At 69.8% G+C, this 12,090-nt stretch carries 11 protein-coding genes; 3 read left to right on the top strand and 8 right to left on the bottom strand.

The genetic code is table 11. The features are described 5' to 3' along the window. The first annotated feature begins 79 nt into the window (after window positions 1-79). Together sseA and metC are read left to right on the top strand one after the other, a co-directional pair. Window positions 80-919 carry a 3-mercaptopyruvate sulfurtransferase gene (sseA, locus tag HRJ34_RS12885; RefSeq protein WP_029548540.1) on the top strand — a complete coding sequence of 280 codons (840 nt, stop codon included), beginning with the start codon at window positions 80-82 and terminating at the stop codon, window positions 917-919. Then, window positions 916-2,112, top strand: a complete 1,197-nt coding sequence (gene metC, locus HRJ34_RS12880) for a cystathionine beta-lyase (protein WP_208634274.1) — start codon at window positions 916-918, stop codon at window positions 2,110-2,112. Before sseA ends, metC begins: the two co-directional genes overlap by 4 nt. Window positions 2,113-2,162: 50 nt before the next feature. On the opposite strand, the gene HRJ34_RS12875 is transcribed toward metC, so the two are convergent. Further along, window positions 2,163-2,543 (bottom strand): hypothetical protein, encoded by a 381-nt coding sequence (locus HRJ34_RS12875; protein WP_029994102.1) that lies wholly within the window; start codon window positions 2,541-2,543, stop codon window positions 2,163-2,165. 309 nt (window positions 2,544-2,852) lie between these two features. Between HRJ34_RS12875 and HRJ34_RS12870 the strand changes: the two genes are divergently transcribed. Continuing rightward, window positions 2,853-3,602 carry a TorF family putative porin gene (locus tag HRJ34_RS12870; protein ID WP_012049962.1) on the top strand — a complete coding sequence of 250 codons (750 nt, stop codon included), beginning with the start codon at window positions 2,853-2,855 and terminating at the stop codon, window positions 3,600-3,602. A 57-nt stretch (window positions 3,603-3,659) separates the two neighbouring features. Here HRJ34_RS12870 and HRJ34_RS12865 read toward each other — a convergent pair whose 3' ends face one another. From HRJ34_RS12865 to HRJ34_RS12835, 7 genes are all read right to left on the bottom strand, one after another. Next, window positions 3,660-5,210, bottom strand: a complete 1,551-nt coding sequence (locus HRJ34_RS12865; protein ID WP_208634273.1) for an ATP-binding cassette domain-containing protein — start codon at window positions 5,208-5,210, stop codon at window positions 3,660-3,662. Further along, the gene (locus tag HRJ34_RS12860) at window positions 5,207-5,989 is read right to left on the bottom strand and encodes an ABC transporter permease (RefSeq protein WP_208634272.1); all 783 of its coding nucleotides are present in this window, start codon (window positions 5,987-5,989) and stop codon (window positions 5,207-5,209) included. Before HRJ34_RS12860 ends, HRJ34_RS12865 begins: the two co-directional genes overlap by 4 nt. 4 nt (window positions 5,990-5,993) lie before the next feature. Next, window positions 5,994-6,914, bottom strand: a complete 921-nt coding sequence (locus HRJ34_RS12855) for an ABC transporter permease (protein ID WP_012049965.1) — start codon at window positions 6,912-6,914, stop codon at window positions 5,994-5,996. Between the two features lie 148 nt (window positions 6,915-7,062). Beyond that, window positions 7,063-7,494, bottom strand: a complete 432-nt coding sequence (locus HRJ34_RS12850; protein ID WP_012049966.1) for a DUF3035 domain-containing protein — start codon at window positions 7,492-7,494, stop codon at window positions 7,063-7,065. Next, entirely contained in the window at window positions 7,484-8,002 is a 519-nt protein-coding gene (gene lspA / locus HRJ34_RS12845; protein ID WP_016744475.1) for a signal peptidase II, read from the bottom strand. The genes HRJ34_RS12850 and lspA overlap by 11 nt, the downstream gene beginning before the upstream one ends. Beyond that, window positions 7,995-10,856 (bottom strand): isoleucine--tRNA ligase, encoded by a 2,862-nt coding sequence (gene ileS / locus HRJ34_RS12840; RefSeq protein ID WP_208634271.1) that lies wholly within the window; start codon window positions 10,854-10,856, stop codon window positions 7,995-7,997. Before ileS ends, lspA begins: the two co-directional genes overlap by 8 nt. Before the next feature lie 138 nt (window positions 10,857-10,994). Beyond that, on the bottom strand, window positions 10,995-11,936 hold the full coding sequence (locus tag HRJ34_RS12835; protein ID WP_029995425.1) for a bifunctional riboflavin kinase/FAD synthetase: 942 nt from the start codon (window positions 11,934-11,936) through the stop codon (window positions 10,995-10,997). Window positions 11,937-12,090 lie beyond the last annotated feature (154 nt).

Below are 12,090 nucleotides of genomic sequence, written 5' to 3'. Positions count from 1 at the left end.
AAGTCTCCTCCCCCGGATAATCTGATTCGCCAACGCAGTGGCGCGTTGGTACATGTGCGTCCGTAACGAGGAGGAAATGATGGACATGCTGGTTTCGACCGAATGGCTTGCTGGCGAACTCGGGGCCAATGATCTCCGCGTCGTCGACGCGACCTATTTCGCGCTCGATCCTGCGCGCGACGCCCAGGCCGATTATGAGGCGGGGCATATTCCCGGCGCCGTCTATCTCGACCTCGCCAATCTGAAGGACGACATGTCGGAACTGCCCGGCATGCTGCCGACGGCGGAGAAATTCGCCAGCCGCATGCAGTCGCTGGGGCTCGGCGACGGCAGCCGCATCGTCCTCTATGACAACAGCCCGCACCGCACCGCCGCGCGCGCCTGGTTCATGTTCCGCATGTTCGGCGCCAACGAGGTGGCGATCCTCGACGGCGGTCTCCAGAAATGGGTCGCCGAGGGCCGGCCGCTCGAACAGGGCAAGGTCGCGCTGCGCCACCGCCACTTCACCGTGTGGCGCGATCCGGCGCAGGTCCGCGACCTCGGCCAGATGAAGGCCAATGTCGCGAGCGGCGCCGAGGAGGTGGTCGACGCGCGGTCCGAGAAGCGTTTCACCGGCGAGGAAGGCGATCCGCGCGGCCTCGCCGCCGGGCACATCCCGGGATCGAAGAACCTGCCCTTCGATCGGCTGCTCGACGCCGACGGCACCTTCAAGGACAAGGGCGAGCTCCAGGCCGCGTTCGATGCCGCCGGCATCGACGGGGCGAAGCCGCTGGTCACGACCTGCGGTTCGGGCGTCACCGCGTCGGTGGTGCTGTTCGCCGCCGCGCTGCTCGGCCGCGAGGATATCGCCCTCTATGACGGCTCGTGGAGCGAGTGGGGCTTGCGGCCCGATACCGAAAAGGCCATCGGTCCTGCGTGACCGACGATGAAGGTTCAGCCCTGAAGCCCGGCACTCGGCTGGTGACGGCCGGGCGCCACGCGAAGAATCGCCGGGGGATCGTCAATCCCCCGGTCTGGCGCGCGTCGACCATCTTGTTCGACAGCGTCGCCGAATTGCGCGCCGGCGTCCGCAAGCCCGACGACGGGCTCTATTATGGCCGTCGCGGCACCCCGACCCAATGGTCGCTCGCCGAGGCGCTGACCGAGCTGGAGCCGGGCGCGGCGGGCACCGTTCTCTATCCGTCGGGCGTGGCGGCGATCAGCGCGGTGCTGCTGTCGCTGCTCGCGCCGGGCGACGAGCTGCTGATGGTTGACAGCGCCTATGAGCCGAGCCGGGCGATCTGCAACGGCCTGCTCAGGCGCTTCGGCATCGAGACCCGCTTCTATGATCCGGCGATCGGCGCCGGCATCGCCGACCTGATCGGCGATCGGACCCGCGTCGTCTTCCTCGAAAGCCCCGGCAGCCTGACCTTCGAGGTGCAGGACGTCCCCGCGATCGCCGCCGCGGCGCGGGCGCGTGGGGTGACGACGGTGCTCGACAACACCTGGGCGACCCCGCTGCTCTTCCCCGCGCTCGCGCACGGCGTCGACATCAGCATCCTCGCCTGCACCAAATATATCGTCGGCCATTCGGACGTGATGATGGGATCGGCGACCGCCGTCCCCGGTCATTTCGAGAAGCTGCGGCGGACCAGCCATGCGCTGGGCCAGTGCGTCAGCCCCGACGACGCCTATCTCGCCGCGCGCGGCCTGCGCACCCTGCAGCTCCGCCTGCGCCAGCATGAGGAGGGCGCGCTCGCCGTGGCGCGCTGGCTGGCCGAACAGCCGCAGGTCGCGCGGGTGCTCCATCCGGCCCTGCCCGACTGCCCCGGCCATGAACTGTGGAAGCGCGATTTTTCGGGGGCGTCGGGGTTGTTCAGCATCGTCCTGGACGGCGGCGACGATGCGGCGCGGGCGGCGCTGATCGACGGACTCGACCTGTTCGGGATCGGCTTCTCCTGGGGCGGCTATGAGAGCCTGGCGCTGCCGGTCGATCCGGCGGGCCTGCGCACCGCCACCTCGTGGCAGGCGGAAGGGCCGGCCGTCCGCCTCCACATCGGAATCGAAGACCCGGCGGACCTGATCGCCGACCTCGGACGCGGGCTGGCCCGATTCGAATCGGCGCGGGGCTGACCCCCGCCAGCGGGGCAGCGTCGGTCCGGGAAGCGCCCGGCCGGTGTTTTTCAGGCGGCGCGGGGCAGGACCAGCGCTTCGAGCCGGCGGATCGAGCCGCCGAGCGAATTGCCTAAAAAACGGGCGGCGGCGATCGTGCCGGCATCGGCCCGGCCGCCACGGGCCGCCATGAGCGAGAGGCCCGTCGTGCCGACCGCTTCCGCCTCGCGCAGGATCGCCTCGAAGCGGCGCCGGACGATCGGGCTGGCGGCGGCATAGCCCGACGCCAGCGCGTCCGGCGATCCGGCTTCGCGCGCGGTTTGCGGCGGGAGGTGTCCCGTCGTCGAGCCGGCGAGATCGTCGAGCGCCCGCGCCATCAGGCGGAGGGCGGCGACCCCGTCCATCTCCTCGATCGCGCCGCCGTCGATGGTGGTCATCTTCGCCTGGAACATCGGTCGATCCCTTTGTGCAGCGCCCGTCGAACAGGCAGATCATTGCCGAAACTGCTTAATATTCAGTCAATGGCGGCGGTGATCTCCTCTTTGGAAAATCCCAGAAATCAGCCGATTTTTACCTGTGGCGCAACGGCAACAGTTCGCAGCAAAGGAGCAATGTTTCGACATGATCCGCATTGTGCGATGCGGAATCGTGCTGCACAAATATCGCACTCGCATGCAGTCGGCTCGGCCCTGAAGGGCAATCAGAGAAGTCCGGCGCGGCGAGGCAGGGGAACGGAAACGCTTGTCATAAGGGGATTAACTATGCGCGCTTCCTTCATCGGCCTTTCGGCGCTCGCGCTGGCCGCCACCGCCACGCCTGCTTTCGCCCAGGACGACAGCCAGGAGTTCACGCTGACCGGCAGCGCCGCGCTCGTGAGCGACTATCGTTTTCGCGGCATCTCGCAGTCGGGCAAGCACCTCGCGGTCCAGGCCGGCGCGACGCTGACCCACGCCTCGGGCTTCTACGTCAGCTTCTGGGGCAGCTCGATCGACGATTATGTCGCGGCGGGCGCCGATGCCGAGCTCGACCTGATCGCCGGCTATTCGACCACGGTCGGCGCGGTCACCCTCGACGGCGGGGCGCTCTATTACACCTATACCTCGGCTACCAAGGGCGTGCCGACCGACTTCCTCGAACTCTACGCTTCGGCAAAGACGGCGATCGGTCCGGCGACCGTCAAGGTCGGCGCCGCCTATGCGCCCAAGTCGAACGCGCTCAGCGTCGGCTTCGGCAAGGAAGACAATCTGTACGTCTACAGCGACGTCTCGGTCGCGGTTCCCGACACGCCGTTCGGCGTCGCCGCGCACCTCGGCTATTCGCCCGACACCACCCTGATCACCGGCGACAAATATCTCGATTGGAACCTGGGCGTGACCTACACGTGGAAGGCCGCAACCTTCGGTGTTTCCTATGTCGACACCGATCACAAGAAGGGTTTCCTGACCTCGCCGACGTCCGGCAGGGACATCGCCAAGGCCGGTGTCGTGGTCTCGGCGACCTACGCTTTCTGATCCTGCCATCTGGGGGAGGCAGGGAGGGGCCGCGGTTCGCCGCGGCCCCTTTTCCGTTCAGCGGCTCGCCGTCACCAGTTTCGCCGTGATGGGATGGGCCGGCGCCGCGATCAGGCGCTCGGCCGGTCCCTCCTCGACGATCCGGCCCGCATCCATCACGACGATGCGGTGGCAGAGCCGCCGGGCGACGGCGAGGTCGTGGGTGATCATCAATATGGCGAGGCCGCGCTGCTTCTGGAGCTCGGCGAGCAGGTCGAGGATCGTGCCCGCGACGAGCACGTCCAGCGCCGAGGTCGCCTCGTCGAGCAGCAGCATCGCCGGATCGGGGCCGAGCGCGCGGGCGATCGCGACGCGCTGCGCCTGGCCGCCCGACAGCGCGGCGGGCCGCCGGCCGGCGAGCGCGGGGTCGAGCCCGACCTCGGCCAGCGCCGCCTCGACCCGCGCGGCGACCGCCGCATCGTCGAGGTCGGGGCGCAGCCGGCGCAGCGGTTCGGCGACGATGTCGCGGACCTTCCACAGCGGATCGAGGCTGGCGACCGGGTCCTGGAACACCGGTTGGAGCCCGGCGCGGTCGCGCGGGCGCATCGCCTTGCGCGGCGGCAGCGGGGCGCCGCGCCAGCGGACCTCGCCCGCGTCGATCGGGCCGAGCCGGGCGATCGCGCGCGCCAGCGTCGACTTGCCCGATCCCGATCCGCCGACGATCGCCACGGCCTCCCCTTCGGCCACGTCGATGTCGACGGCGTCGACCGCCTGGAGACGGCCGCGCCGCCAGCCCGGCCGCGCGAAGGAGACCGACACTTGCCGCGCCTCGACCAGCGGCGCGCCGACCGGGCCGAGCGCGGGTGGGGGGCCGTCGAGGCGGGGGCTCGCGGCGATCAGCGCGCGGGCATAGTCGCTCTTCGGATCGCCCAGCACCGCGCGGCTCGGGCCGGTCTCGACGATCCGGCCGGCGTGCATCACCGCGACGGCGTCGGCAAGGTCGGCGACGGCGGCGAGATCGTGGCTGACGAGCAGCAGCGCCATCCCCTCCTCGTCGCACAGCCGGCCGAGCAGCGCCATGATCTCGGCGCGCAGCATCGCGTCGAGCGCGGTGGTCGGCTCGTCGGCGACGAGCAGCTTCGGGCGATGGGCGATCGCCATGGCGATCAGCGCGCGCTGCCGCTGCCCGCCCGACAGGCGGTGCGGATATTGGTCGAGCCGCTCGCGCGGGTCGTGGAGCCCGACGCGTTCGAGCGCGGCGGCCATCTCCGCCCGGCTCGGGCGCGGCGCCCCGGCCTGGGTCCAGGCCTCGCGGAGCTGGGCGCCGATCGTCAGGTGCGGGGTCAGCGCGGTCAGCGGCTGCTGGAAGACGAAGCCGACGTCGCAGCCGCGGACATGGCGCAGCCGTGCCTCGCGTGCGCCGACCAGTTCCTCGCCGTCGAGCCGGAAGGAGCCCTGGACGGTCGCGGGCGACAGGCCGAAGGGGGCGAGGCAGGTCTGGCTCTTGCCCGATCCCGACGCGCCGACCAGCGCCAGCGAGCGGCCCGCCGCGATCGCGAAGCTCGCGCCCTCGACGATCCGCCGGCCGCCGATCCGGATGTCGAGATTGTCGGCGGCGAGCAGGGTCATTGGACGAAACGGTCGCGCAGGCTCTCCCCGATCCGGGTCAGGCAGAGCAGCAGGGCGACGAGCATCGCCGCCGGCAGCAGCAGCGCATACGGGGCGATGTCCATGTCGTCGGCGCCGTCCTTGAGCAGGATGCCGAGCGACGTCATCGGTTCCTGCACGCCGAGGCCGAGGAAGGACAGGAAGCTCTCGATCATCACCACCTGCGGCACGGTGAGCAGCAGATAGGCGATCGCGACCCCGGCGATGTTGGGCAGCATGTGGCGCAGGACGATCGCGACCGGCGGCGCGCCGGCGGCCTCGGCGGCGGTGACGAAGGGGCGGTCGCGCAGCGCGATCATCTGGCCGCGCACCACCCGCGCCATGGTCAGCCACTCCACCGCGCCGATGCCGAGGAAGACGAGCAGGATCGAGCGGCCGAACACGACCATCAGCAGGATCACGACGAACATGAAGGGCAGAGCGTAGAGCGCGTCGACGATCCGCATCATCGCCTCGTCGACCTTGCCGCCGCGCCAGCCGGCGATGGCGCCCCAGGCGACGCCGACGACCAGCGACACCAGCGCGGCGGCGAAGGCGACGCCCAGCGTCACGCGGGTGCCGACCAGCGTCCGCGCGAGCAGGTCGCGGCCGACGCTGTCGGTGCCCATCGGGTGGCCGGCGGTGAAGGGCGCCGCGCGCACCGCGTCCCAGTCGATCATGTCGTAGCGCCAGTCGAGCGTCAGCGGGCCGGCCAGCGCGGCGACGACGATCAGCGCGATCAGGATCAGCGCGGGCCGCATCGCCCTAGCGCCTCGCCCGTGGGTCGAGCCAGCCATAGGCCAGGTCGGCGAGCAGGTTGAACAGGATGATCAGCGCCGCGTAGAGCGTGACCACGCCGAGCACGAGCGGATAGTCGCGGTTGAGCGCGCCCTGCACGAAATAGCGGCCGAGCCCCGGCAGTGCGAACACCGTCTCGATCACCACCGCGCCGGTCAGCAGCCCGGCGGCGGCCGGCCCGAGATAGGAGGCGACCGGCACCAGCGCGGGGCGCAGCGCGTGGACGATCAGGATGCGCGGCCGGCTCAGCCCGCGCGCGCGGGCCATGCGGACATGGTCCTGCGCCAGCACTTCGGCGAGTCCCGCGCGCGCCAGCTTGGCGATCGCGCCGGTCGCGGGCAGGGCGAGCGCGATGACCGGCAGGATCATGTGCGGCGGATCGCCGTCGCCCCAGCCCGACACCGGTAGCCACCCCGCCCACAGCCCGAAGATCAGCGCGAGCAACGGGCCGACGACGAAGCTGGGCAGCGCGGTGAGCAAGGTCGCGCCGAGCATCAGCCCGCGATCGACGCGGCCGCCCGGACGCGCGGCGGCGGTCATGCCGGCGCCGAGGCCGAGCAGCAGCGCGAGCAGCAGCGCCAGCCCGCCGAGCGTCAGCGAGATCGGCAGGCCGCGCGCGATCAGGTCGGTGACGCTGAAGTCGCGATAGACCAGCGACGGTCCGAAATCGCCGTGCAGCAGCCGCCAGACATAGCGGCCGACCTGCTCGGGCAACGGCCTGTCGAGCCCATAGGCGGCCATCAGCGCGGCGCGGGTCTGCGGATCGAGCGGCCGTTCGCCGTCGAACGGCCCGCCGGGCGCGACCCGCATCAGCACGAAGGACAGGATCACCACCGCCGCCAGGGTCGGCAGCGCGGTCAGCAGCCGGCGGCGGATCAGGTCGAGCATGCGGCGCGCGCCTCTGGTGCGGGGGCCGGCTCACCAACGATCGTCATTCCAGCGAAAGCTGGAATCTCACTGGCCTTGGCGACGTCGAGAAGAAGGGAGATCCCGGCTTTCGCCGGGATGACGCTTCGGGCGGCTGGCCGTTGCCGCCTCAGTTGCCGATCGTGACGCTGGCGTCCGCGCTGTTCGTCGCGGCGGCGGCGAGGATGGTGCGGGTGGCGGGGCCCTTGTCGACCGTGTTCTGGCCGACTTCGGCGACCGAGGAGCGGATGCCGGGCTCGGGCACCGTCTTGGTCAGGCCGATGATGTCCTTCTCGGTCTGGCTCTTCGGCGCCTGGGTGTTGGCGAACATCGCCGACAGCGCCTGCTGGCTCGAATCGGCCTCCTGCGGGCGCGAGGCGCCGGGCTTCGGCGGGACCAGCGCGAAATCGGGCGGGATGGTCAGCGGCGCGCGCTTCGACACGGCGAAGGCGTCGAGGTTCGACGAGCGGCCGGCCATCACGCCCGGGCGATCGCCCCGGCTGCACGCCGACACCAAGGTCATGGCGACCAGCGCCGAACCGACAAGCAACTTAGACCGCATCGACATTCTCCGCAGGAACCTTGGGCTCACGCACCAGCAGGGCGCGCAGCACCAAGATCAACACACCTATCGTAATCGCGGCGTCCGCGACATTGAAGACCAAAAAGGGATGCCAGTCGCCGATATGGGGATCGAGGAAGTCGGCGACATAGCCGAGCCGCGTCCGATCGGCGATGTTGCCGATCGCTCCGCCCAGCACCAGGCCGAGCGCGACCACGTCGCCCTTCGCCTTTTCCCGCCAGATCCAGGCGACGATCCCGGCCGCGATCAGCGCGGTGCCGGCGACCAGCAGCCAGCGCTCGCGATCCGACCCGGCGATCAGGAAGCCCATCGACACGCCGTAATTTTCCACCCAGCGCAGGTCGAAGAAGCTGGTGATCTCGATCAGCCCGCGTTCGCGCAGCGCGACCGGGCCCATGATCGCCCATTTGCTGATCTGGTCGAGCAGCAGCACGATCGCCGCGACGCCGAAGCCCAGCGGCCGGTGCAGGGAACGCGCGTCAGCCATTCACCACCGTGTCGCAGCGGTCGCACAGCGCGCCGTCGCTCGCGACCTCGGGCAGGTGGCGCCAGCAGCGGCCGCATTTCTCGGCCTCGGTCTTGCTCACTTCGAAGGCGATCGGGTCGCTGCCCTCGGCGAGGCTGGCGACCGCCGGGTCGCCGTCGACCACCTCGACCCTGGCGACGATGCCGATCTCGCTGAGGTCGACCGAGCGCAGCAGCGCGGCTTCGCCCGGATCATAGCTGATCGCGGCGACGTCGACCTCGAGGCTGGAGCCGATCACCTTGCCGCGGCGGAGCGGCTCGATCTCGCCGGTCAGCTTGGTGCGGTAGCGGCGCAGCAGCTCCCAGCGCATCCGCAGGTCGTCGTCCTTCCAGCCGGCGTCGACCTCGGGCCAGGTCAGCAGGTGGACCGATCCGCCGTCCGGATAGCGGGTGCCCCACACCTCCTCGGCGGTGAAGCAGAGGATCGGCGCGGCGTAGCGGACCAGCGCGTGGAACAGCGTGTCGAGCACGGTGCGATAGGCGCGCCGCTTCGGGTCCGACGGCGCGTCGCAGTAGAGCGAGTCCTTGCGGATGTCGAAGAAGAAGGCGGACAGGTCGTTGTTGGCGAAGTCGCTCAGCGCGCGGGCGTAGCGGTTGAACTCGAACGCCGCGGTCGCGTCCTTCAACTCGGCGTCGAGGGTCGCGAGCAGGTGGAGGACGTAGCGCTCCAGCTCGGGCATCGCCGCCGGCGCGACCTTCTCCGCGTCGCTGAAGCCGTCGAGCGCGCCGAGCAGGTAGCGGAAGGTGTTGCGCAGCTTGCGATAGGCGTCCGACGTGCCGGCGAGGATCTCCTTGCCGATGCGGACATCCTCGAAATAGTCGGTCGAGGCGACCCACAGGCGCAGGATGTCGGCGCCGCTCTCGTTGATGATCTTGAGCGGATCGACGACGTTGCCGACGCTCTTCGACATCTTGCGGCCCTGGCCGTCGAGCGCGAAGCCGTGGGTCAGCACCGCGTCATAGGGCGCGCGGCCGCGCGTGCCGCAGCTTTCGAGCAGCGACGACTGGAACCAGCCGCGATGCTGGTCCGACCCTTCGAGGTAGAGGTCGGCGCGGGTGCCGATGCCGTAGCGCGCCTCGACCGTGAAGGCGTGGGTGCAGCCCGAATCGAACCAGACGTCGAGGATGTCGTTGATCGGCTCGTAATGGGCCGCGTCGTAGCCGGGGCCGAGCAGGGCCTGATGGTCGGCGGTGAACCAGGCGTCGGCGCCGCCGGCCTCGAATGCCGCGATGATCCGCGCGTTGACCGCCGGATCGCGCAGATAGTCGCCGGTCTTGCGGTCGACATAGAGCGCGATCGGCACGCCCCAGGCGCGCTGGCGGCTGATCACCCAGTCGGGGCGGCCCGACACCATCGCATGGATGCGGTTGCGCGCCTTCTCGGGCACCCAGCGGGTCCGCTCGATCGCGTCGAGCGCGGTTTCGCGCAGCGTCGCGCCGTTGCCGCGTGCATGGCCGACGGGGTCGCTCGCATCGACGATCGGGGTCGCGGCGTCGGCGTCGATGCTCCGGTCCATGGGGATGAACCATTGCGGGGTGCAGCGGAAGATCACCTTGGCCTTGGAGCGCCAGCTATGCGGATAGCTGTGCTGGAAATCGGCGCTCGCCGCCAGCAGCGCGCCGGCCTCGCGCAGGTCGGCGCAGATCGGGCCTTCGGGGCCGTTGAACTTGGGATTGATCACCGATCCCTGGCCGCCGAGCCAGCCCCAGTCGGCGCGGTACTTGCCGTCGCCCTCGACCGCGAACACCGGTTCGATGCCGTGCGCCTTGCACAGGAAGAAGTCGTCCTCGCCATGGTCGGGCGCCATGTGGACGAGCCCGGTGCCGGCGTCGGTGGTGACGAAGTCGCCGGCCAGCAGCGGACGCGGCCGGGCGAAGAAGCCGCCGAGCCGGTGCATCGGGTGACGGGCGACGGTGCCGGCGAGGTCCTTGCCGATGAAGTGACGATCGGTCTTCGTCACGTTGCCGATGCGCGCGCTTACCGAGCCGACCAGATCGGCGGCGACCAGCAGGCGGCGGCCATCCTTCTCGACCAGCGTATATTCGACCTCCGGCCCATAAGCGAGCGCCTGGTTGACCGGGATCGTCCAGGGCGTGGTCGTCCAGATCACCGCATGGGCGCCGACCAGCTCGGGGACCTTGCTCTCGACGATCTCGAAGGCGACGTCGATCTGGGTCGAGACGATGTCCTCATATTCGACTTCGGCGTCGGCCAGCGCGGTCTTCTCGACCGGGGACCACATCACCGGCTTGGCGCCGCGATAGAGCTGGCCGCTCTCGGCGAACTTGAGCAGTTCGCCGACGATCGCCGCCTCGGCCGCGAAGTTCATCGTCAGATAGGGATCGCCCCAGTCGCCTTCGACGCCGAGCCGCTTGAACTGCTCGCGCTGCACGCCGACCCATTTCTCGGCATAGGCGCGGCATTCGGCGCGGAACAGGACAGGGTCGACCTCGTCCTTGTTCAGCTTCTTGGCGCGGTAGGCCTCCTCGACCTTCCACTCGATCGGCAGGCCGTGGCAGTCCCAGCCGGGGACATAGGGCGCATCCTTGCCGAGCAGCGACTGGCTGCGGACGATGATGTCCTTCAGCACCTTGTTCATCGCATGGCCCATATGGATGTCGCCATTGGCGTAGGGCGGGCCGTCATGCAGGATGAAGCGGGTCTTGCCCGCGCGGGTCTCGCGCAGCTTGCCGTAGAGATCCTCGGCCGCCCACTTCGCCAGAATCGCCGGTTCCTTCTGGGCCAGCCCGGCCTTCATCGGGAAATCGGTCTTCGGCAGGAAGACGGTGTCGCGGAAATCGGGTGCGTCGGTCATCAATATCATCTCAAATCCGCGCATCCTGAGGAGGGACTGAGCCTTGGCGAAGGCCCGTCTCGAAGGACCTTCGAGACGCCATTTCGCCTGCGCTCAATGGCTCCTCAGGATGAGCGGTGTAAACGGGCGGGTCAGGCCCTACGCGACCGGGCTTGAGGCGGCAAGTATGCGCTTCGCCTCGGCGCAGTCCTTGTCCATCTGCGCGGTCAGCGCCTCGAGGCTGTCGAACTTCGCCTCCGGGCGGATATAGGCGATCATCTCGACCTCGATGCACTGGTCGTAGAGGCTTTCCGCGAAGTCGAAGAAATAGGCCTCGAGCAGCTCCTTGGGCGGATCGAAGGTCGGCCGGACGCCGAGATTGGCGGCGCCGTCGAGCACCCGCCCGTCGGGCAGCCGGCCGCGCACCGCGTAGATGCCGTATTTCGGGCGGAGGTAGCGGCCCATCGCGATGTTGGCGGTCGGGAAGCCGATGGTGCGGCCCAGCTTGTCGCCATGCTGGACCTTGCCCTGGATGCGGAACGGGCGGGTCAGCAGGCGCGCCGCCTCGACCGGGTCGCCGGCGACCAGCGCCTCGCGGATGCGGCTCGACGAGACCGGGCCGCCTTCGTCGCTGACCGGTCCGATCGCCTGCGCGGTCAGCCCGTGGGCGCCGCCGATCTCGGCCAGCACGCGGACATTGCCGGCGCGGCCCTTGCCGAAGGTGAAGTCCTCGCCGGTGACGACATGGGCGGCGCCCGCGCGGCCGATCAGCCAGTCGGTGACGAAGTCGGGGGCGGAGACGCTGGCGAGCTGCCGGTTGAACTCGAACACCAGCATCGCGTCCGCGCCGGCCTGTTCGAACAGCGCGGCGCGCTGGTCGAGCGAGGTCAGCCGGAAGGGCGGCGCATCGGGGTGGAAGAAGCGGACCGGGTGCGGATCGAAGCTGGCGACGAGCACCGGGCGCCCGGTCGCGCGGCCATGCGCCACCGCCGCGCCGACGACCGCCTGATGCCCCCTATGGAAGCCGTCGAAATTCCCCAACGCCACCACGCTTCCGCGCAGATGCTCGGGAAGCGGGCGGTCGCACGTCAGCCGATCCATGGGGGCGCTATAGAAAGTGCGGCGGCTTCACGCAATTAGCGGACGGGGCGATCGGCGATAATCCGGATATCGGGCAACGCCGCAACATTTCCCGACGTCGCCCCTGCGAAGGCAGGGGTCCATGTCTCTCACCAGCCAGAAGACATCTGAGAAG

The sequence above is a fragment of the Rhizorhabdus wittichii genome, assembly GCF_017607425.1.
Taxonomy (GTDB): Bacteria; Pseudomonadota; Alphaproteobacteria; order Sphingomonadales; family Sphingomonadaceae; genus Rhizorhabdus; species Rhizorhabdus wittichii.
Note: the sequence above shows the minus strand (reverse complement) of the source record. Positions and strands in the feature narration are given on the sequence as shown.